Below are 21,295 nucleotides of genomic sequence, written 5' to 3'. Positions count from 1 at the left end.
ACGCACCCGGCCGTCGCGGACAGCAACACGGACCCGACCGAAGCCGACGCCTGATGCCGAAGCCCCGCAAGCCCACCGAACCCTCGCAGGTGTACCGCCACCTGCGCGCGGTGTTCGGCGACCCGTCCAAGCGCGGCACAGATGCCCGCCGCCGACGTGCCCGCGAGTTCGACGCCGACACCGTGCCGTACGGACGTGGCCGCGAGCCGAAGGGCCTCGCCGACATCGTCGGTTCGCTCGCCCAGGAGCTCGGCTGGACGGAACCCCTCGCCCGCTCCGAGCTGTTCGTGGACTGGCCGAGCGTCGTCGGCGAGGAGCTGGCGAAGCACTCCCGGCCGGTCACCATCGAGGACGGTGCACTGGTCATCCGGTGCGACTCGACGGCCTGGGCGACCCAGCTCAGACTCATGCGTGCGACGGTCACGACGACCATCGCGGAACGGCACCCCGAAGCCGGGGTCGAGTCGATCAGGGTTTCCGGCCCGGACGCCCCCACGTGGAAACGCGGCCCCAGGACGGTCCAGGGGCGCGGTCCTCGCGACACCTACGGTTGAGGCGACGAAATCATCCTGGAGTGCCAGAAAAGCCCGTCTGAGGGGCAGATGAGCCCTCGAAAGAGGGGGCTCTGCGGTAGACTGGGAGGTGCAGTGCGCGGGCGTTCCGCGCGCAGGCAGGAGCACGCTCGACATGGCAGCAGAATCTGAAGACGACCGGCAGAACCCGCTCGGCGCGGAGACCCCGCAGAGCGAACCGTCCTACGGCGCAGACCAGATTCAGGTGCTCGAGGGGCTCGAGGCCGTCCGCAAGCGCCCCGGTATGTACATCGGTTCGACCGGCCCGCGCGGTCTGCACCACCTGGTCCAGGAGATCGTCGACAACTCCGTCGACGAAGCCCTCGCCGGGTACTGCGACACCATCGACGTGAGCATCCGTGAAGACGGTGGCGTCCGCGTCGTCGACAACGGCCGTGGCATCCCGGTCGACGTCCACGCGGCCGAAGGGGTCTCGACCCTGCAGGTGGTCCTCACCGTCCTGCACGCCGGTGGCAAGTTCGGCGGTGGCGGCTACGCCGTCTCCGGTGGTCTGCACGGCGTCGGTTCGTCCGTGGTGAACGCGCTGAGCTCCGAGCTCGACGTCGAGGTCCGTAGGCAGGGCCACGTCTGGCGCCAGAGCTACACCGACGGTGTCCCCGTCGCGCCCGTCTCCAAGGACGAAGAGACGGACGAGACCGGCACGACGATCACGTTCTGGCCGAACGCCGAGATCTTCGAGTCCGTCGTCTTCGACTACGAGACCCTGCGGACGCGGTTCCAGCAGATGGCCTTCCTGAACAAGGGCCTGCGGATCAACCTGCGCGACGAGCGCACCCCGGAAGAAGGGGAAGAGGCGCGCAACGACACGTTCATGTACGAGCGTGGTCTCGCCGACTACGTCGAGTACATCAACGCGCAGAAGAAGGCCGACCTGGTCCACCCCGACGTCATCGGCTTCGAGGCCGAGGATCCGGAGCGCAAGATCGCGCTCGAGGTCGCGATGCAGTGGAACACCTCCTACCAGGAGAGCGTCCACACCTTCGCGAACACGATCAACACGCACGAGGGCGGAACCCACGAAGAGGGCTTCCGCGCCGCGCTCACGACCCTCGTCAACCGCTACGCGCGCGAGGCGAAGATCATCAAGGAGAAGGACGACAACCTCACAGGTGACGACATCCGCGAAGGGCTGACCGCCGTCATCTCCGTCAAGCTCGGCGAGCCGCAGTTCGAGGGGCAGACGAAGACCAAGCTCGGCAACACCGAGGCGAAGTCGTTCGTGCAGCGTGTCGTCGGCACCGAGCTGACCCACTGGTTCGAGAGCAACCCGACGCAGGCGCGCGACGTCGTCCGCAAGGCGATCCAGGCGTCGCAGGCACGTCTGGCCGCCCGCAAGGCGCGCGAGACCACTCGCCGCAAGGGGCTGCTCGAGTCGGGCGGCATGCCCGGCAAGCTCAAGGACTGCCAGTCGAAGGACCCGACGGTGTCGGAGATCTTCATGGTCGAGGGTGACTCCGCCGGCGGTTCCGCCGTGCAGGGCCGCAACCCGATGACGCAGGCGATCCTGCCCCTGCGCGGCAAGATCCTGAACGTCGAGAAGGCCCGGCTCGACCGCGCCCTCGCGAACCAGGAGATCCAGTCGATGATCACGGCGTTCGGTGCCGGCATCGGTGAGGACTTCGACCCGGACAAGGCCCGGTACCACAAGATCGTGCTGATGGCCGATGCCGACGTCGACGGTCAGCACATCACCACGCTGCTGCTCACGCTGCTGTTCCGCTACATGCGTCCGCTCATCGAGCACGGCTACGTGTACCTCGCGCAGCCGCCGCTCTACCGCCTGAAGTGGTCGAACTCGGCGCACGAGTACGTCTTCAGCGACCGGGAGCGCGACGCACTGATGCAGGCCGGCCTCGCAGCCGGCAAGCGCATCCCGAAGGACAACGGGATCCAGCGCTACAAGGGCCTCGGCGAGATGGACTACAAGGAGCTCTGGGACACCACGATGAACCCGGACACCCGCACGCTCCTGCAGGTCACGCTGGAGGACGCGGCTGCTGTGGACAGCGTCTTCTCGACGCTGATGGGTGAAGACGTCGACGCACGTCGCCAGTTCATCCAGCAGAACGCCAAGGACGTCCGCTTCCTCGACATCTAACGGCCAGGAGGCGCGGCGTGAGCCGCGTCGACCAGTCCTGACCACCTGTGGTCGCGCCCGGCGCGACCAACGGAACCACAGCCTCCAGGCTGTCCAGAAAGGGAACGAAGCCACATGGCTGACGACAACGAGAACGGCGCCGACGAGCAGCCCGAGATCGTCCACGGCGACAGCGGGGACATCGTCGTCTCCGGTGACCGCATCTCGCAGGTCGACCTGCAGCTCGAGATGCAGCGCTCGTACCTCGACTACGCGATGTCGGTCATCGTCGGTCGTGCCCTGCCGGAGGTCCGCGACGGCCTCAAGCCGGTGCACCGCCGTGTGATCTACGCGATGTTCGACGGCGGCTACCGCCCGGACCGTGCGTTCTCGAAGTGCTCCCGCGTCGTCGGTGACGTCATGGGCCAGTTCCACCCGCACGGTGACTCGGCGATCTACGACGCCCTCGTCCGCCTGGTGCAGCCGTGGTCGCTCCGGTACCCGCTCGCGCTGGGCCAGGGCAACTTCGGTTCGCCGGGCAACGACGGCGCCGCCGCCCCGCGGTACACCGAGACGAAGATGGCGCCGCTCGCGCTCGAGATGGTCCGCGACATCGACGAGGACACCGTCGACTTCCAGGACAACTACGACGGCCGCACCCAGGAGCCGGCGATCCTGCCGGCCCGCTTCCCGAACCTGCTCGTCAACGGCTCGGTCGGCATCGCGGTCGGCATGGCCACGAACATCCCGCCGCACAACCTGCGCGAGGTCGCCGAGGGTGCCAAGTGGGCGCTCGACAACCCCGACGCCACCCGCGAAGAGCTGCTCGCCGCGCTCATGCAGCGCATCAAGGGCCCGGACTTCCCGACCGGTGCGCAGGTGCTCGGCACCAAGGGCATCCAGGACGCCTACCGCACCGGCCGTGGCTCGATCACGATGCGTGCCGTGGTCTCGGTGGAGGAGATCCAGGGTCGCACCTGCCTCGTCGTCACCGAGCTGCCGTACCAGGTCAACCCGGACAACCTGGCGATCAAGATCGCCGAGCTCGTCAAGGACGGCAAGCTCGCCGGTGTCGCCGACATCCGTGACGAGACCTCCGGTCGCACCGGGCAGCGCCTGGTCATCGTGCTGAAGCGCGACGCCGTCGCCAAGGTCGTGCTGAACAACCTGTACAAGCACACCCAGCTGCAGGAGAACTTCGGCGCGAACATGCTCGCGATCGTCGACGGGGTGCCCCGCACCCTGCCGCTCGACGGCTTCATCTCGGCGTGGGTCGCGCACCAGGTCGACGTCATCGTCCGCCGCACGCAGTTCCGTCTGCGCGAGGCCGAGAAGCGCGCCCACATCCTGCGCGGCTACCTGGCTGCGCTCGACGCCCTCGACGAGGTCATCGCGCTCATCCGTCGCTCGCCCGACGTCGAAGAGGCCCGCACCGGCCTGATGGACCTGCTGTCCGTCGACGAGATCCAGGCGCGCGCGATCCTCGAACTGCAGCTCCGTCGTCTCGCCGCCCTCGAGCGTCAGAAGATCCACGATGAGGCCGAAGAGCTCGAGCGCAAGATCGCCGACTTCCAGGACATCCTCGGGTCGGAGAGCCGTCAGCGCTCGATCATCCGCGACGAGCTGAGCGAGATCGTCGACCGCTTCGGCGACGACCGGCGTACCGAGATCATGTTCGGCTACGACGGCGACATGTCGATGGAAGACCTGATCCCCGAAGAGGAGATGGTCGTCACCATCACCCGCGGTGGCTACGTCAAGCGCACGCGCAGCGACCAGTACCGCTCGCAGCACCGCGGCGGCCGAGGTGTCCGTGGGGCCCAGCTCCGAGCCGACGACATCGTCGAGCACTTCTTCGTCACGACGACGCACCACTGGCTCCTGTTCCTCACCGACCAGGGCCGGGTCTACCGCGCCAAGGCGTACGAGCTGCAGGAAGCCGGCCGTGACGCGAAGGGCCAGCACGTCGCGAACCTCCTCGCGATGCAGCCCGACGAGCAGATCCAGCAGGTACTCGACATCCGCGACTACGAGGTCGCGCAGTACCTCGTGCTCGCGACCGAGCACGGCCTGGTGAAGAAGACCGCGCTCACCGAGTACGACACGAACCGCACCGGCGGCATCATCGCGATCAACCTGCGCGACGGCGACAAGCTCCGCCAGGCGCTGCTCGTCGACGAGCACGACGATCTGCTCCTGGTGTCCCGCCAGGGCATGTCGCTCCGGTTCACGGCGACGAACGACACCCTGCGTCCGATGGGTCGCTCGACCTCGGGTGTGAAGGGCATGTCCTTCCGTGACGGCGACTCGCTGCTCGCAGCCCGGGTCGTCTCGGACGACGGCTTCGTCTGGGTGATGACCGAGGGCGGCTACGCCAAACGCACCGCGGTCGACCAGTACCGCGTGCAGGGCCGTGGTGGTCTGGGCATCAAGGTCGCGAAGTTGGCGGTCGACCGGGGCGATCTCGTGGGCGCTCTCATCGTCGGCGAGGACGACGAGGTGCTCGTCGTGCTGCAATCGGGCAAGGTGGTAAGGTCTGCCGTGGCCGAGGTCCCTGCCAAGGGCCGTGACACGATGGGCGTCGTCTTCGCGAGGTTCGCGGAGAACGACCGGATCATCGCGGTGGCCCGGAACACCGAGCGGAACCTGGACGACCAGGACGACGCCGAGATCGAGCCCGCGGGCCCGGTGGAGACGGTCAGCCCTGCCGAAGCGGCCCCGGATTCCACTGATCCCATCGACACCGAGCCCGTCGCAGACGAGGCCGGAGAGGACCAGTCAACCAATGAGTAGTGTCGCCGAGAAGCTCCAGAAGAAGGCGAAGCGTCCCGTCGGCACCCGCCAGGTGCGGTTGCGACTGGTCTACGTCGACTTCTGGTCGATGGTGAAGCTGAGCTTCCTCATCGCCCTGGCCGGCAGCATCGTGATCGTGGTCGCCACGGCACTGGTGTGGGTCATCCTGAACCAGACGGGTGTGTTCACCCAGGTCGACGCCCTGTTGAAGGACGTCACCGGCCAGAACAGTTACTCGATCATGGACCAGTTCTCGCTGGGCCAGGTCCTCGGGTTCTCCATCGTCGTGGGCATCCTCAACGTGGTCGTCGGCACCGTCCTCGGCGCCATCGTGAGCGTGCTCTACAACCTCAGTGTGCGGATCACGGGCGGTCTGCTCGTGGGCTTCACGAACAACTGACACACCCGGGCCGGTTGGGCCCACTGCTCGATTTCGTTCCGGCGGGATCGTACGGTAGGCTTTCATCCGGTCTGAGGGGCTATAGCTCAGGCGGTTAGAGCGCTTCGCTGATAACGAAGAGGTCCAAGGTTCAAGTCCTTGTAGCCCCACCAGTTCTCCGGAACACCACGACAACTCCATCCCGTCGCCGATCACCTCGGTGGCACTCGGGGCCTTAGCTCAGTTGGTAGAGCGCCTGCTTTGCAAGCAGGATGTCGGGAGTTCGATTCTCCCAGGCTCCACTCACGTCAGCCCCTGGTTGACGACTTCGTCGTCTCCCCAGGGGCTTCGTTCTGTGCTCGTGCGCGTCGCTCCGCGATGGCTGGATCCGCCATGCGATGTCGTCTTCTTCGAGTGGTCACGACATCCCGCATGCGCGCTGGCGAGGTTGCGTGCACTGTCGGCCGGCAAGCGCGTCGGCGACGGGTTGCGACCTCTCGGTGGCCACCGCGGCAGGTTGCGCGATCAGTGACGGACGGGAGGCGCGGGGCCAGGCCGGTGCGGGCCTCCAGGTCGGTGGGTGGGCGCCTTCAGGGAATGCGTGCGCGGGTGCACGAATGCCAGGCCCGGGAACGACGAAGGGCCCCGGCGACAGCCGGGGCCCTTCGTACGAACCGGGAGGTCAGGCGGCGGGCTTCTCCGCCGTGTCGGCGTCGTCGGCGACCCAGAGGTCGTCGTCGGCGCGGAGCGTCTGGTACGCGGCGTACGCAGCACCGGCGACGGCGACGACGCCGACGATGATGAGTGCGACTCCGCCGAAGCCGAGACCCTTCTTCTGCTGCGACGGGACGTACTTCGCCGCGGCCTTCTTCGCGCCCTTGCTCTTCTTCTGCGCGTTCTTCACGATCTTCTTGACCCGGGGGTCCTTCGCGAGATCGGTCACGCTCAGCACCGAACCAGCGGTCGAGACGAGTCCGGGGACCACCTCGGACTGGAACTTGTGCGAAGCGCTCTGCGCTGCCGAGGTGGCAGCGTGCACGCCGGTGGCGAACGCGGGACGGATCCCGTTGTCGATCGCGTTCTGCACGCGGGGTGCGATGTCCTTGCGAGCTGCGTCCGCGGCGTTCGACCGGGCCTCGGCCAGGATCGCGTTCGCGTGCTCGAGGACCTTGCGCTGCTCGCCGAGGAGCGAGGCGGTCTGGCCCTTGAGCTTCTTGATCTGCTTCCGACGCTTTCGCGGGATCTCGATCGTCGTCATCTGGTACCTCCATCGGATCGGCGTGCCCCCATCCTGCCACCACACTGCCTGACAGGTCACGGAACCGCAGCTGTGCAATCCGTCCGCGGTCAGGAGTACATGCGAGAATCGGAACATGTCTCTGCACACCGCTGTCGCAACGATCCACACCAACAAGGGCGACATCCGCGTCAACCTGTTCGGCAACCACGCACCGAAGACCGTCAAGAACTTCGTCGACCTCGCCACGGGCCAGCAGGAGTGGACCCACCCCGGCACGGGCAAGGTCTCGACCGACAAGCTCTACGACGGCGTGATCTTCCACCGCATCATCAAGGACTTCATGATCCAGGGCGGCGACCCGCTCGGCCAGGGCATCGGTGGCCCCGGTTACCGCTTCGACGACGAGATCTCCCCGGAGCTCACGTTCCAGAACCCCTACATCTTCGCCATGGCGAACGCCGGCATCCAGGGCGGCCGCGGCACCAACGGCTCGCAGTTCTTCATCACCACGGTGGCAACGCCGTGGCTGCAGGGCAAGCACACCATCTTCGGTGAGGTCGCCGACGACGAGTCCCGCGCGGTCGTCGACGCGATCGAGGGTGTTCCGACCGACGGTCGTGACAAGCCCGTCGAGGACGTCGTCATCCAGAGCATCGACGTCGAAGGCGTCTGACCTTCACGTGACCGACCAGGCGTACAACCCGAACAACACCTGCTACCGGCATCCGGACCGGCAGAGCTTCGTCCTCTGCCAGCGCTGCGGGCGGACGATCTGCCCGGAGTGCCAGACGCCGGCAGCGGTCGGGGTGCACTGCCCGGAGTGCGTGCGTGAACAGCGTGCACAGTTCGCAGCGAACCGCCGAGCGTCCGGAGCCCCCAGTGGGTTCACGGTCGCTCGGCGGCGCTTCGCCATGCTCGACCAGAAGGTCACGGTCGTCATCATCGCGACCTCGGTCGCCATCTGGCTGCTCGACCAGGTGAGCGGTGGGTTCTTCTCGAGCCTGTTCGCCTACAACTCGCTGTTGTTCCCGACCCAGCCCTGGCGCGTGGTGACGGTCCTGTTCGTGCACTCGGGCATCTTCCACATCCTGTTCAACATGTGGGCGCTGTGGATCTTCGGTCGGATGCTCGAGAACATGCTCGGTGCCTGGCGGTTCCTGGCGCTGTACTTCATCACCGGGATCTTCGGGTCGATGCTCGTGACCTTCCTCGCTCCGGGCACCTGGGTCGTCGGAGCGTCCGGTGCCATCTTCGGTCTCTTCGCCGCGTTCTTCGTGCTGCAGCGCAGCCTGGGGAACAACGCCGTGCAACTCCTCGTGATCATCGGGCTGAACCTGGTGATCGGGTTCCTGCCCGGGACCAACATCTCGTGGCAGGCGCACGTCGGCGGGATCATCGGTGGCTTCGTGATGGGCTTCGTCTTCGCGCAGACGCGGAACATCCGGAAGCGTCCGTTGCAGATCGCGTTGATCGTCGCTGCGGCGGTGCTCGGCCTCGCCCTCACTGCAGTCGGGTACGCCGTCACGGTCGGCTGACACGGCCGCAGCACCACCCTCGAACGCCCCGTCGCACTGCGGCGGGGCGTTCGTCGTTCCCGGGGCACCCGCTCCTGCTCATCCACGGCTCTCCACAGCGCCGCCGGGAGTTATCCACAGGTGTGGAGAACGCATCGAGTTACACCAGTGTGATTATCCCCACTGTGGACTCACCTGTGGATAACTCCGGGGTGCGGGTGTGGATGACCGTGTGGAGAGTGTGGAAAAGTGTGGAGAACGGCCCGATCGTCGAGGATCTGCGTTCCACTGGTGCTCGACGTTGTGGAGAACGACGACGCCCGCCGCACCTTACGGTGCGACGGGCGTCGAGAGAACGGGAGGCTCGGGGTCAGCGCCACCGGGTGGTCATGAGGAAGCCGACGAACATGATGCCGAAGCCGATCACGATGTTCCACGAGCCGAGGCTCGGAACCGGCAGCGTGGCGTTCGAGATGTAGAAGACGATCACCCACACCAGACCGATGAGCATGAAGCCGAACATGACCGGCTTGAACCACACCGGGTTCGGGGCGTCCCCCGCGGTGTCGACCGCGTCAGCTCGGGTCGTCCGGGCGGGCTTGGTGCGGTCCTTGTCCTTGGCCATGGCCGGTATCCTACCGTGACCACGTGTGTGGATCGGCCCGCGGACCGCCGCACACATCCCCCACGAATACGGTGAACCGCCATGACCAGGATCCTCGTCGTCGACAACTACGACAGCTTCGTCTACACGCTCAACGGGTACGTGCAGCAGCTCGGCGCCGAGACCGACGTCGTGCGCAACGATGCCTTCCCCGAGTCGGAGATCGCCGACCGCATCGCCGAGTACGACGGCGTGCTCCTGTCACCGGGCCCGGGAACGCCGGCGGCTGCGGGCGTCTCGATCCCCACGGTGCACGCGGCCATCGCAGCCGAGACCCCGCTGCTGGGAGTCTGCCTGGGGCACCAGGCCATCGCTGAGGCCCTCGGTGCCACGGTCACACACGCCGAGGAGCTCATGCACGGCAAGACCTCCGAGGTCGACCACGACGACAGCCCGCTCTTCGCCGGCGTCCCCCACCCCTTCACGGCGACGCGGTACCACTCGCTCGCCATCGTCGACGGCACCGTCCCCGACGAGCTCACCGTGACCGCGCGCACCGAGGGTGGGGTCATCATGGGCGTCCAGCACCGTGAGCACCCCGTGTTCGGCGTGCAGTTCCACCCGGAGTCGGTCCTGACCGAGGGCGGCTACCGCATGGTCGGCAACTGGCTCGAGACCACCGGCCTGATCGGAGCCGCTGAGCGCGCCGCTGACCTCGGGCCACTCATCGCCACGCACCGCGCCTGACGCACCCGTCTGCCGTGCGTGGACCCGGAGATCACGCTCGGGGCTGTGGCGTCCGACCGGTCGTGCGCACGACGGACGGATCAGCGTCCGTCGTCACCGTCAGCGTCCGTCGTCACCGTCACCGCCGCGGTCGCCGTTGTCGCCGCTCGGGGTCGGGTTCTTCGCCGGTTCGTTCGGCGCCGCGCAGTAGGCCAAGGTGACGGTGCTGCCCTGGGCGATGTCGCCCTGTGGGGTGCTCTGCTGGGTGACCAGGCCGCCGGTGCACGAGTTCGACGGTGCCGGAGCGACCGTCAGTCCGAGTTGCTCCAGGGACGCCTTGGATTCGGTGTACGGCTGGTTCGTCACGTTCGGCAGCTGCACCTTGCCGTTCGAGACCGTGAGGTTCACCGCGGAGCCCTTGGTCTGGATCGAGCCTGACGCTGGATCGGAGCTCATCACGGTGCCGGAGGGGACATCGGGCGAGTACCCGGACGTGATGGCGCCGAGTGTGAAGCCCGCGCTGTCCAACGCCTGCTGTGCTGCTGCCTGTGACTGGCCGCTCAGCTCGGGGACGGCAACGGGCTCCGGACCCGAGGACACGATGACGTTCACGCTCTGGCTGCGTCCGACGTTGATCCCTGAGCCGGGGTCGGTGCGGATGACCGTCCCCTTGTCGACGTCGTCGGAGTTCTCCTCGACCTGGACCGCCTTCAGGTCGCGCTTCTCCAACGCGGCGGCGGCGGCGTCGTAGGACAACCCGGCGACGTTCGGCACCGAGACCGAGGACGACACCGGTGGCTTGCCCGGCTGCAGGTTCGCCACGAAGAAGACGACCCCGACCACGACGGCGACCGTCAGCAGGACGCCGACCCAGATCCACGCGACGGGCGGGCGGTTCTGCGTGCGCTGCGGACGGTGTTCGGCGGTGTCGTCGTCGAGCTCACGGAAGGCCGACGCGGCGTTCGAGGTCATGCGCGGATCGACCCCGAACAACACCGTCGAGGCGTCGTTCGCGGCGTTCTGCTGCAGCTTCTTCGTCGATGCCGGGACGTGCCCGGCGGCGGCCTGTTGCAGATCGGAGCGGAACTCGGCGGCGTTCTGGAACCGGCGGGTGCGGTCCTTGACGAGGGCGTGGAGTGTGACCGCGTCGAGCGCCGGGGAGATCGCGGGGGTGATGGTGGACGGCGCGACGGGCTGCTCACTGACGTGCTGGTACGCGACCGCGACCGGGGTGTCACCGAGGAACGGCGCGCGACCGGTGAGGAGCTCGAAGAGCACGACGCCGGTCGAGTACAGGTCGGTACGGGCGTCCACGGTCTCGCCGCGGGCCTGCTCCGGTGAGAAGTACGACGCGGTACCGAGGATCGACGTGGTCTGCGCGACCGTGGCCGAGGTGTCGGTGATGGCTCGCGCGATGCCGAAGTCCATGACCTTGACCTGGCCGCTGTGCGTGACCATCACGTTGGCCGGTTTGATGTCGCGGTGCACGACGCCCGCCCGGTGCGAGTACTCGAGCGCCGTGAGGATGCCCTCGGTGATGCGGACGGCCTCGTCGGGGGCGACGGCACCCTCGGCGATGATGTCGGAGAGCGGCCGACCCTCGACGTACTCCATCACGATGAAGGGGACCTGCACCTCGGCACCCGACGGCTCGGACACCGTCTCTTCGCCGGCGTCGTACACGCGCACGACGGTCGGGTGTGCCATGCGCGCAGCGGCCTGGGCTTCCTGGCGGAACCGCGTGCGGAAGACCGGGTCGTTCGCGAGGCTCGGCTTGAGGAGCTTCACCGCGACCTTCCGGCCGAGGCGGGTGTCGTTGCCGAGGTGCACGGTCGCCATGCCGCCCCGACCGATGACGTCACCGATCTCGTAGCGATTCGCGAGGAGCGTGATCCCCGCGGTCACACCTTCTGGCACGTACTCCTCCGTCTGTCGGTCCGGGCTAGTGTACGGCAGCCCCACCTGGTGGGAGGCTGGTCACCGCGCGCTCGACCGAACCGTTACCGAACGGTGTCGACAGTCCCCGTCCGGGGGGCGTTCAGTTCGGGTCCTGCGGACCCTGGCTCGGGTTGTTGCCCTCGGTCGGGTCGGTGGTCGGCTCTTCGGTGGCCTCCCACGTGGCGCTCGTGGTGGACGAGCTCGGCGAGGTCAGGTCGCCGCACTTCGCCGTGTACGAGAGCGAGATCGTGCCGGGTTCGGCGCCGGTGACCTCGATCGAGGTCGTGGTCACGGTGCCGGTCGACTGGTTCTTCGCGTCGGTGCCGTTGTTGATCGTGTAGGTGTACCCGCTCAGCGAGTGACCCGCCGGGCACGCCGTGAAGGCGTTCCACGAGAACGTCACCTTGCCGTCCGCCGAGACGGTCCCGGCGGTCGGGGCATCGGGCGCGGTCGTGACCGTCGGCACCGCGGTGTACGCCTTGATGGTCACGAGCGTGCCGGGTTCGAGGTTCCCGGTGGGGTCGAGCGACTGCACCGTGCCGACCTGACCGGCGTCGGCAGCCGGGTCGCCGTCGACGATCGTCGCCTCGAGTCCGAGCTGCTGCAGGCGCGCTTGGGCGTCCGTCGCCTTCACGCCGGTGTAGTCCGCCAGGGACACCGTCACTCGGCTCGGTGAAGGGGTCGCGGTCGGCGTCGGGGTCTGGCTGCGGGTCGGCTTCGGCGAGCTCGAGCTCTTCGTCGGAGCCGGCTCGGGGTCACCTGCACCGTTCAGCGCGACGGCTCCGATGACGGCTGCGACGGCGAGCAGGACGACGACACCGACGACCCACCAGATCCAGGCGCGCTTCTTCTTCGGCTCCTCGGGCTCCTCACCGACGGGGGACCCCGGGGTCCCTGGTCCGCCGACCATCGCGCCGGCCTGGGTACCGAGGAGTGCGGTGGCTGCGTCGTTCCCCTGGCCCTGCGGCGGGTTGAACGCGACGGTGCCGTTCTGCGCGATCGCGGGGACGGCCACGGTGGCAGCGGCGACGTCACCTCGACGCAGCGCCTGTGCGGCACGGGCGAGGTTGGCGGCCGTCGCAGGACGGTCGGCGGGCTTCTTCGCGATGCACGAGATGACCAGGGCCGAGACGGGCTCCGGGATGTCCCCGGGCAGCGGCGGTGGCTGCTCGTTGATGTGTGCCATCGCGATCGCGACCTGCGACTCGCCCGTGAACGGACGACGACCCGCCAGGGCCTCGTACGCGACGATGCCGAGCGAGTAGATGTCGGTCGACGGCGAGGCGGGGTGGCCGCTCGCCTGCTCGGGCGACAGGTACTGCACCGTGCCCATCACCTGACCGGTCGCGGTGAGGGGGACCTGGTCGGCGATGCGGGCGATGCCGAAGTCGGTGATCTTGACGCGACCATCGGGCGTGATGAGCAGGTTGCCGGGCTTGATGTCGCGGTGCACCAGGCCGACCGCGTGTGCGGCCTGCAGGGCGTTCGCGGTCTGCGCGACGATGTCCAGCACCTTGTCGACCGGGAGCGTGTGCTCGCGCTCGATCATGGTCGACAGGGCCTCGCCGGGGACGAGCTCCATCACGAGGTAGGCGCTGCCGTCCTCTTCGCCGTAGTCGAAGACGTTGGCGATGCCCTCGTGGTTGACGAGGGCAGCGTGCCGGGCCTCGGCGCGGAAGCGCTCGAGGAAACCGGGGTCACCGAGGTACTCGTCCTTGAGGATCTTGAGTGCGACGGTTCGGCCGATGACGAGGTCGGTCGCCTGCCACACCTCGCCCATGCCGCCGATGGCGACCCGGGAGGAGAGCTGGTACCGCCCACCGAAGGTGAGTCCGCTGGTGGGTCTCATTTGTTCAGCACCGCCTCCATGACTTTCTTCGCGACCGGGGCCGCGACCGTGTTGCCGACTCCGGACTGCCCGAGCCCGCCGCCGTTGCCGACGACGACCGCCACGGCGACCTCCGGGTCCTTGGCGGGGGCGAACCCCGTGAACCAGAGCGTGTAGGGATCGCCGGTGCCACCTTCGGCCGTGCCGGTCTTGCCGGCGACGTCGACACCGTCGATCTTGGCATTGGTACCGGTCCCCGCGCTCACGACGCTCTGCATGGCCTCGGTGAGGTCAGCGGACTCGGAGGGCGACAGCGGATCACTGTACTGCCTCGGGGAGAAGGACTCGACCGTCTTCAGGTCGCTCGTGGTGATCGAGTCGATGAGTGAGGGCTGCATGACCTTGCCGTCGTTCGCGATGCCGGCCGACACCATCGCCATCTGCAGCGGGGAGACCCGGACGCTGGCCTGGCCGAAGGCGCTCAGCATGAGCTGGGCCGTCGAGTCGACGTCGGGGTACTGGCTCGCGGTGGCAGCCATCGGGATCTCGATCGCGTCGCCGAAGCCGTACTTGTCGGCCATGCTCTTGATCGCGTCGTACCCGAGCTTCTGGCCGAGTTCGGCGAAGGGGATGTTGCACGAGTACTGGATGGCCGTGCGGAGCTTGACCTTGTCGCCGCCGCCGCACGTGCCGCCCTCGGCGTTGTTGATGTACGAGCTCGTCCCGGGCAGCTGCAGTCGCGACGGGTTCGGGAACGTGGAGTCGAGGTTGTACTTGCCACCCTCGAGTGCCGCAGAGGCCACCACGAGCTTGAACACCGACCCGGGTGTGTACAGGTCACCGCCGATGGCGCGGTTCTGCAGCGGGGCTGTGTCGGCGCCGAGCAGGGCGTCGTACTGCCGCTTGACCTCGGCCGTGTCGTGCGAGGTGAGCGAGTTCGGGTCGTAGCTCGGCTTCGAGACCATCGCGAGGATCTTGCCGGTCTTCGGTTGGATCGCGACGACGGCACCGCTGTTGGTGCCGAGGGCGTCGTACGCGGCCTGCTGCACGTCGGGGTCGATGGTCAGGTTGACGTTGTCGCCCTGGACGTCCTGGCCGGTGAGGATCGAGTTGAGGTTCTGGAAGAACGAGGCGTCCGAGTTGCCCGAGAGCACGGTGTTCTCCGCGCTCTCGATGCCGGTGTTGCCCTGCCCGATCGTGAAGTACCCGGTCACCGCCGAGTACAGGTCGCCGTTCGTGTACTTCCGCTGGTACTGGTACTGATCGTCCACCGGCGTCGACTCGGCGATCGGGCTGCCGTCCACGAGGATCGCGCCACGCTTGGTCGAGTAACTGTCCAAGATGGTTCGGGAGTTCCGGGAGTCGGCACGCAACGAGTCCGCCGCGAAGAACTGGATCGACGTCGTCGACACGAAGAGGGCGACGAACATGAGCACGATGACGGTCGAGACACCGCGGAGCTGTCGGTTCATCGACGACGCTCCTTCCTGGTCCGCCCGCTCGCGGCGGGGAGCGCGCCCTGCTGGACACGCTGTTCGGCGGGGATCGAGTCGGTCAGGCGCAGCAGCATCGCGGCGATGATCCAGTTGGCGATGAGCGACGAACCACCGGCGGCCATGAACGGCGTCGTCAGGCCCGTCACGGGGATGATCCGGGTGATGCCGCCGACGACCACGAACACCTGCAGGGCGATGATGAAGCCGAAGCCGACACCGAGCAGCTTGCCGAAGTCGTCCTGCGCCATGAACCCGACGCGGATGCCACGCGATGCGAACACGATGAAGAGGGCGAGGATCGCGAAGACGCCGATCAGGCCGAGCTCTTCACCGAGCGACGCGACGATGTAGTCGGCGTTGGCGACCGGCGTGATGTACGGCCTGCCCTGCCCGAGCCCGGTTCCGGTGATCCCGCCGTTCGCGAAGCCGAACAGGCCCTGCACGAGCTGGTAGCTCGCCTGGGTGTCGCGGCTGAAGACCTCTTGGTTGAACGGGTCGAGCCACTGTTCGAAGCGGCCGCGCACGTACTCCAGGACACTCTGTGCGACGAGGGCACCACCGATGAACAGCGTGAGACCGATCGCGACCCAGCTGATCCGTGCCGTGGCGACGTAGATCATCACGAGGAACAGGCCGAAGTAGAGCAGGGCGGTGCCGAGGTCGCGCTGGAACACGAGGACGGCCATCGCGGCGCCCCACATCACCAGGATCGGGCCGAGGTCGCGGGCGCGCGGGAACGTCATGCCGAGGAACTTCTTGCCGACGATCGACAGCGAATCCCGGGCGGTGACGAGGTACCCGGCGAAGAACAGCGCCATGGTGATCTTCGCGAGTTCACCGGGCTGGAACGAGAACGGGCCGATCCTGATCCAGACCCGCGCGCCACCGATGTTCGTGCCGATGCCCGGCAGCATCGGCAGGAGCAGCAGGACGATCGTCAGCGCCATGAAGATGTACCGGTACCGCTGCAGGAACCGGTGGTTGCGGACGGCGACGAGCGTGATGATCGCCAGGACCATCGCGAGCATCGTCCAGACGATCTGCTTCACGCCGATGGCGTCCCAGCCCGACAGGCCGTTGTGGACGTCGATGCGGTAGATCTCGGCGATGCCGATGCCGTTCAGGACGAGCGCGATCGGCAGGATGAACGGGTCGGCGTTCTTCGCCACGACGCGCAGCACCACGTGCATGACGAGCGCGAGGCCGAGGATGCCACCGCCGACCCAGAGCACCGACTGGTCGAACAGTCGGCCCTTGGTGCCGAGCTGCACGAGCACCATCGCACCCGCGCAGATGCCGCAGGCGATGACGAGCAGGAAGAGCTCGAGGTTCCGCGCGCGGGCGGGCTCCCGGAGCTTGATCGTGATCGCCTGGGTGAAGGACTGGGCGGCCGTGGCGTTGCTCATCGCGGGCTCCGCGTCGGGCTCGGCGACGTTGATCGCGTCGGCGAGGGCGACGGTGACGAGCTGGCGTCGCCGTCCCCACCGGTGCCGGCCTGGTCCTCGCCGGTCGCGGCGGCCTTGCGCAGACGGTCGACGATGTCACGGGCGTCGGTGAGGGACTGTGCGTTGATCGTCGAGCGGACGTTCTCGCGGGTGTAGTCCGGCAGCGACGAGACTGCGATGTCGGTGTCCTCGTACACGTCCGACAAGGCCAACGGCCCGATCGACTGCTGCACGCCCTTGTAGATCGCGACGGTGCCGCGGTCGGTGCCGACGTAGTAGTGGTCCTGCGTGATCCGCCAGCCGACGAACACCGCGCCGACGAGCACGGCGACCGCGACCACGAGCGCGACGGTCCAGGACACCCGACGGCGGATGCGGCGTCGGCGGTCCTCGGCGATGAGCTCGGCGAAGAAGTGGTCGGACTCGGGCTCGAAGTGCGAGTCCTCGGGCGCGGTGGTGACCTTGAGCGGGTGCAGCAGGATCGTGGGGAGGCGGATCGGCTTGCGGCCGGTCGACGCCTCGAAGGTGAGCGGTGCCGCAGCGGAGCCGACCGTGGTGGCCGCGTCGTCGTCGTCCTCGGGTTCGGTGTCCGTGACGTCCATCACCACGACGGTGACGTTGTCGGGGGCGCCGTGGTCGAGCGTCTCCTTCACCAGGCGCTGCGTGACCTGGTTGGCGTCCATGTTCGAGGCCAGGGCGTGGCGGATGCGCTCTTCGGCCAGGTACGAGGACAGGCCGTCGGAGCAGAGCAACCAGCGGTCGCCCGGCTGGATGTCCATGATCGCCGTGTCGACCTCGGGTGCGGCGTCGACGTCACCCAGCACGCGCATCAGCACGGAGCGACGCGGGTGGACCGCGGCTTCCTCCGGCGTGATCCGGCCGCTGTCGACGAGCCGCTGGACGAAGGTGTGGTCGGACGTGATCTGCTGCAGCTCGCCGTCGCGGTGACGGTAGATGCGGGAGTCGCCGATGTGCGCGATCGCGATCTGCTCGCCGACGCGGATCATCGCGGACACCGTGGTGCCCATGCCGGTGAGCTCCTGGTGCTCGAACACGGTCTCGGTGATCAGCTGGTTCGCCGCGATGAGTGCCGACTGCAGCGCGAACTCGGCGTCGTGTGCCGACGGGAACTCGCGGTCGACCTCGCGGATGCGTCGGATCGCGATCGCCGAGGCGACGTCACCGCCGGCGTGGCCGCCCATGCCGTCCGCCACCGCGAACAGGTGCGCCCCGGCGTAGCCGGAGTCCTGGTTGTTCGCGCGGATGCGCCCCACGTGGGACACAGCGGCGCTCAGCGTGCGAGCGGTCATGCCGGGTTACCGCCGCAGCTCGAACGTCGTCGTCCCGATCGTGATGGGCGTGCCCTCTGCCACGAGGACGGGAGCGCTCACCTTCTGACCGTTGACGAAGGTGCCGTTCGTGGACTCGAGGTCGGTGAGGAGCCAGCCGTCGGCGCGGAGGTCGAGGCGGGCGTGGTTGGTCGAGGTGTAGTCGTCACGGATCACGACGTTCGACTCGCTCGAACGCCCGATCGTGATCGGGCCGCCGCCCAGGGGCATCTCCATGCCCTCGCGCGCACCCTCGGTGATGACCAGGCGGGACGCGGCCGGCGAGGCGGGACGCTGCGCACCACCGGGTTGGCCGATCACGTCGGTGAACGCACCGCTCGAGGCGGGGCCGGGGGCCGCCGCAGCAGGGACGGTGGGGGTGCTCGGTCCGGACGGCGCCGACTTGGGATCGGTCGGGATCGTGCGGACGCGCTGGCCGAAGAGATCGCTGCGCAGGGCGAACACGATCACGAAGACGAACAGCCAGAGCACCGCGAGGAAGGCGAAGCGCAGGACGAGCAGGGTCAGGCCTGTGGTCATCGAGCACCTCCGTCGTTCTCCGGGATCACCCGGAACACCATACGGGTACGACCGATCTCGATGGTGGAGTCCGGCTCGACGATCGCCTGCTGGAAGTGCTGACCGTTCAGCTTCGAGCCGTTCGTGGAGCCGAGATCGGTGGCCTGGGCGTGCTTGCCGTCCCACAGCAACTCGACGTGCTTCCGGCTCGTCCCGGTGTCCGCGATGGTGATGTCGGCGTCGCTGCCGCGCCCGATCACCGTGCGCCCGCGGTGCAGACGGTGTCGCTGCGAGCCGATGTCGAGCACCGGGATCCAGGCCACATCGCGCTGCACGGTGGTGGAGTCGACCTGCAGGATCCCCGTCGAGAGCGTGCCGTCCTGCTGGAGTCGGATGGTGACGGGGCCGGAGAACGAGTAGTTCTGCGCGACGGCGTGTTGGTGCACCATCTGGGTCAGTTCGTCGATGAGCGGGCGACCGACGTCGTTCATGCGCGTGAAGTCCGGCGGTGCCAGACGCACGGTGAACTCGTTCGGCACGAGGATGCGCTCGCGGGAGACCACTGCGGCCTTCGTGTCGAGCTCGCGCCGCAGGGCGCTCGAGATCTCGACGGGCTGCACCCCGGAGCGGAAGGTCTTCGCGAACGCGCCGTTGACGGCGCGTTCCAACCCTCGCTCGAAGTTGTCCAGCAGGCCCATGCGTCTCCCGTGTCGTCGGTCGTCAACCACTGCATGTTAGTGGTTGGCGTTGACACCCGTCTGTGCGTGGTAGTGTTTCGGGGCTGGCGCGAGTGGCGGAATTGGTAGACGCGCACGGTTCAGGTCCGTGTGCTGGAAACGGCGTGGGGGTTCAAGTCCCCCCTCGCGCACCAGGCGAAAACAGGAAAGGCCCCGGAGGAATCCGGGGCCTTTCCTGTTTCTTCGGAGTCGTCCGCGGTTCCCGGCTGTCAGGCCCCATCGGCGTCCGTCGTGTGGTCGGCATTCGGCCTGGAGGCACGGCTCGGCCCCGACACGCCGGTTCCGTCGAACCCGTGGTCGGCTCTCCGTGCCTGCTGCGAGGCGAAGAACGGGCGCGCGCTGGGCAGGAAGAGCAGGACCGCGGCGACGACCGACAGCGCGATCGTCAGGACCGCGAGTTCGCCACCGGTGAGGCTCAGGAGCGCGCGGAAGGCCGCGACGACGACGAGCACGATGCGCGCGACCCGGGACCCCGCGGCCATCCGGAACACCGCCCACGTCACCAGGGCCCAGAGCACCAGCGCGACGATCCCGGCGAGGACCGGTGCCTGGCCGACCGCCGCGTCCGTCGCGAAGAACCGGAGCACGGTGGCGGCGACGCAGGCTGCCACCCACACCAGCCACAGCACGAAGGACACGGTGACCACCTGCGGTCGGTCCGGTCGTCGGAGGATGAACGTCCTGGTCATGCTGCACCGTCCTCTGCCGCTCCCTGGTGCGGCACGTCGAGCGTACCGAGCGGACGGAGTCCTGCCGAGGTGGCCCGCTACCGTGACCGGGTGACCGACGAACGCGCGACCGCTCCCCGTCCCGGTGTCGACGTGCCCGACGACCGCGGCCGCATCGGACTCGACGCCGTGGGCCGTGCCCTCGACCGCAACCCCGACGTCGTCGTGCGGGACGTCGAGGTGGTGTCGAACGGCTGGCACGTGCTCCGCCGCACGACCCTCGACGTCCGGCGCCGTGACGGTCGGTGGGACCGGCAGCAGCGCGAGACCTACGACCGCGGCAACGGTGCGACGGTCCTGCCGTACGACGCCGAGCGCGGCACCGTCCTGCTCACGCGGCAGTTCCGGTGGCCGGCGTACGTGAACGGACATCCGGACGGCATGTTGGTCGAGGCCGCGGCGGGACTGCTCGACGAGGACGACCCCGAGACCGCGGTGCGGCGTGAAGCGGCCGAGGAGCTCGGCATCCGGCTCGGTGCGCTCGAGCACCTGGGCGACGTGTTCATGAGCCCCGGTTCGGTCACCGAGCGGGTCCACTTCTACCTCGGCGCGTACACCCCGGCTGACCGTGTCGAGGCCGGTGGCGGCGTGGAGGACGAGGGCGAGGACATCGAGGTGCTCGAGGTGCAGCTCGACGAGGCGCTCGCGATGGTGGCGGACGGTCGGATCGCCGACGGCAAGACGATCATGCTGCTGCAGTGGGTGGCGCTGCGGCGGGCGTCACCCCGACAGGGCTGACCCGTCCAGGCCCACCGCTCGCGCGATCGTCGTGCGGACCAGCCCCTCGCGGGTCGGGCGGTCGAGGTAGTCGACCAGGGCGTACCCGTTAGTGGCGTCGACGAGCGCGAAGAGCAGGCGTCCGACGCCGTCCGGGTCGTCGGTGTGCAGCACGCCCGCGCGCACACCCTCGACGACGACCGTGGTCGCGAGGAGCTGCCAGTCGTCCATGACGTCCCGCGCCGCGGTCGCCAGTGCCGCGTTCGTGCGGCCGATGCTCCACGCATCGGCCCACAGGGTGGCGACGTCGTCGCGGGCGGGATCGGCGATGCAGCCGAGCAGGGTGCGGAGGCGGGAGACGGGGTCGGGCGCAGCGGCGACGACCGCGCGGACCTCGGCGACCTCGGCGACCGCGACGGTGCGGAACGTCTCGCCGACCAGGTCCTCCATGCTCGGGCGGTAGTGGGCGACGAGCGAGGGCGCGACCCCGATCACGGCGGCGACCCCGCGGAGCGTCACCGCCGCGAGGCCCTCGGCGCGCGCCAGGTCGACGGAGGCCGCCGTGATCTGGTCTTCGCGTTCGGCCGGGCTCAGGCGCCGGCGGGCCGGTGTCGACGGCATCGTCCCACCGTA

At 68.3% G+C, this 21,295-nt stretch carries 19 protein-coding genes and 3 tRNA genes; 11 read left to right on the top strand and 11 right to left on the bottom strand.

Annotated features, from left to right (window positions below; all coding sequences use genetic code 11):
• Positions 1-53: 53 nt before the first annotated feature.
• From DEJ27_RS09380 to DEJ27_RS09355, 6 genes are all read left to right on the top strand, one after another.
• Positions 54-554, top strand: coding sequence for a DUF721 domain-containing protein (locus DEJ27_RS09380; RefSeq protein WP_027466919.1), 501 nt, complete (start codon positions 54-56; stop codon positions 552-554).
• 133 nt (positions 555-687) lie between these two features.
• A complete protein-coding gene (gene gyrB / locus DEJ27_RS09375) occupies positions 688-2,691 on the top strand; it encodes a DNA topoisomerase (ATP-hydrolyzing) subunit B (protein WP_110861890.1) in 2,004 nt (667 codons plus the stop codon).
• A 114-nt stretch (positions 2,692-2,805) separates the two neighbouring features.
• Positions 2,806-5,463: a DNA gyrase subunit A gene (gyrA, locus tag DEJ27_RS09370; protein WP_110861892.1), complete on the top strand. Its 2,658-nt coding sequence runs from the start codon at positions 2,806-2,808 to the stop codon at positions 5,461-5,463.
• Entirely contained in the window at positions 5,456-5,863 is a 408-nt protein-coding gene (locus tag DEJ27_RS09365) for a DUF3566 domain-containing protein (RefSeq protein ID WP_027466922.1), read from the top strand. The genes gyrA and DEJ27_RS09365 overlap by 8 nt, the downstream gene beginning before the upstream one ends.
• Before the next feature lie 75 nt (positions 5,864-5,938).
• Positions 5,939-6,015, top strand: a tRNA-Ile gene (locus DEJ27_RS09360).
• A 56-nt stretch (positions 6,016-6,071) separates the two neighbouring features.
• Positions 6,072-6,144: transfer RNA gene (locus DEJ27_RS09355), tRNA-Ala, on the top strand.
• A gap of 380 nt (positions 6,145-6,524) precedes the next feature.
• On the opposite strand, the gene DEJ27_RS09350 is transcribed toward DEJ27_RS09355, so the two are convergent.
• Positions 6,525-7,100, bottom strand: a complete 576-nt coding sequence (locus tag DEJ27_RS09350) for a hypothetical protein (protein WP_111090811.1) — start codon at positions 7,098-7,100, stop codon at positions 6,525-6,527.
• A 115-nt stretch (positions 7,101-7,215) separates the two neighbouring features.
• On the opposite strand from DEJ27_RS09350, the gene DEJ27_RS09345 reads away from it, so the two are divergent.
• Positions 7,216-7,755 (top strand): peptidylprolyl isomerase, encoded by a 540-nt coding sequence (locus DEJ27_RS09345; RefSeq protein ID WP_027466924.1) that lies wholly within the window; start codon positions 7,216-7,218, stop codon positions 7,753-7,755.
• 7 nt (positions 7,756-7,762) lie between these two features.
• Positions 7,763-8,617 carry a rhomboid family intramembrane serine protease gene (locus tag DEJ27_RS09340; RefSeq protein WP_110861897.1) on the top strand — a complete coding sequence of 285 codons (855 nt, stop codon included), beginning with the start codon at positions 7,763-7,765 and terminating at the stop codon, positions 8,615-8,617.
• A gap of 349 nt (positions 8,618-8,966) precedes the next feature.
• Here DEJ27_RS09340 and DEJ27_RS09335 read toward each other — a convergent pair whose 3' ends face one another.
• Positions 8,967-9,221: a cell division protein CrgA gene (locus DEJ27_RS09335; RefSeq protein ID WP_110861899.1), complete on the bottom strand. Its 255-nt coding sequence runs from the start codon at positions 9,219-9,221 to the stop codon at positions 8,967-8,969.
• A gap of 81 nt (positions 9,222-9,302) precedes the next feature.
• Between DEJ27_RS09335 and DEJ27_RS09330 the strand changes: the two genes are divergently transcribed.
• Complete coding sequence (locus DEJ27_RS09330; protein WP_110861901.1) at positions 9,303-9,947, top strand: aminodeoxychorismate/anthranilate synthase component II; 645 nt, start codon at positions 9,303-9,305, stop codon at positions 9,945-9,947.
• A gap of 99 nt (positions 9,948-10,046) precedes the next feature.
• Here the strand turns inward: DEJ27_RS09330 and pknB are convergent, their stop codons facing one another.
• The 7 genes from pknB to DEJ27_RS09295 all read right to left on the bottom strand — a co-directional run bounded on the left by pknB (position 10,047) and on the right by DEJ27_RS09295 (position 19,178).
• Positions 10,047-11,843: a Stk1 family PASTA domain-containing Ser/Thr kinase gene (gene pknB / locus DEJ27_RS09325; protein WP_258369917.1), complete on the bottom strand. Its 1,797-nt coding sequence runs from the start codon at positions 11,841-11,843 to the stop codon at positions 10,047-10,049.
• A gap of 121 nt (positions 11,844-11,964) precedes the next feature.
• Positions 11,965-13,713: a serine/threonine-protein kinase gene (locus DEJ27_RS09320; RefSeq protein WP_110861905.1), complete on the bottom strand. Its 1,749-nt coding sequence runs from the start codon at positions 13,711-13,713 to the stop codon at positions 11,965-11,967.
• Positions 13,710-15,164, bottom strand: a complete 1,455-nt coding sequence (locus tag DEJ27_RS09315) for a penicillin-binding protein 2 (protein ID WP_110861907.1) — start codon at positions 15,162-15,164, stop codon at positions 13,710-13,712. The genes DEJ27_RS09320 and DEJ27_RS09315 overlap by 4 nt, the downstream gene beginning before the upstream one ends.
• Positions 15,161-16,594 carry an FtsW/RodA/SpoVE family cell cycle protein gene (locus tag DEJ27_RS09310; protein WP_110861909.1) on the bottom strand — a complete coding sequence of 478 codons (1,434 nt, stop codon included), beginning with the start codon at positions 16,592-16,594 and terminating at the stop codon, positions 15,161-15,163. Before DEJ27_RS09310 ends, DEJ27_RS09315 begins: the two co-directional genes overlap by 4 nt.
• Positions 16,591-17,943, bottom strand: coding sequence for a Stp1/IreP family PP2C-type Ser/Thr phosphatase (locus DEJ27_RS09305; protein WP_111090810.1), 1,353 nt, complete (start codon positions 17,941-17,943; stop codon positions 16,591-16,593). The genes DEJ27_RS09310 and DEJ27_RS09305 overlap by 4 nt, the downstream gene beginning before the upstream one ends.
• Positions 17,944-17,949: 6 nt before the next feature.
• Positions 17,950-18,501 carry an FHA domain-containing protein gene (locus DEJ27_RS09300; protein WP_110861913.1) on the bottom strand — a complete coding sequence of 184 codons (552 nt, stop codon included), beginning with the start codon at positions 18,499-18,501 and terminating at the stop codon, positions 17,950-17,952.
• A complete protein-coding gene (locus tag DEJ27_RS09295) occupies positions 18,498-19,178 on the bottom strand; it encodes a DUF3662 and FHA domain-containing protein (RefSeq protein ID WP_110861915.1) in 681 nt (226 codons plus the stop codon). Before DEJ27_RS09295 ends, DEJ27_RS09300 begins: the two co-directional genes overlap by 4 nt.
• 86 nt (positions 19,179-19,264) lie before the next feature.
• Between DEJ27_RS09295 and DEJ27_RS09290 the strand changes: the two genes are divergently transcribed.
• Positions 19,265-19,351 (top strand) — tRNA-Leu (locus DEJ27_RS09290).
• 75 nt (positions 19,352-19,426) lie between these two features.
• On the opposite strand, the gene DEJ27_RS09285 is transcribed toward DEJ27_RS09290, so the two are convergent.
• Positions 19,427-19,906, bottom strand: a complete 480-nt coding sequence (locus DEJ27_RS09285; protein ID WP_110861917.1) for a hypothetical protein — start codon at positions 19,904-19,906, stop codon at positions 19,427-19,429.
• Between the two features lie 90 nt (positions 19,907-19,996).
• On the opposite strand from DEJ27_RS09285, the gene DEJ27_RS09280 reads away from it, so the two are divergent.
• Positions 19,997-20,683, top strand: a complete 687-nt coding sequence (locus DEJ27_RS09280) for an NUDIX domain-containing protein (protein WP_110862064.1) — start codon at positions 19,997-19,999, stop codon at positions 20,681-20,683.
• Here the strand turns inward: DEJ27_RS09280 and DEJ27_RS09275 are convergent.
• Positions 20,666-21,283, bottom strand: coding sequence for a TetR family transcriptional regulator (locus tag DEJ27_RS09275; RefSeq protein ID WP_110861918.1), 618 nt, complete (start codon positions 21,281-21,283; stop codon positions 20,666-20,668). The genes DEJ27_RS09280 and DEJ27_RS09275 overlap by 18 nt on opposite strands.
• Between the last annotated feature and the right edge of the window lie 12 nt (positions 21,284-21,295).

The sequence above is a fragment of the Curtobacterium sp. MCPF17_018 genome (assembly GCF_003234135.1).
Taxonomy (GTDB): domain Bacteria; phylum Actinomycetota; class Actinomycetes; order Actinomycetales; family Microbacteriaceae; genus Curtobacterium; species Curtobacterium flaccumfaciens.
The sequence above is the reverse complement of the archived record's forward strand: the minus strand, read 5'-3'. Positions and strand labels throughout refer to the sequence as shown.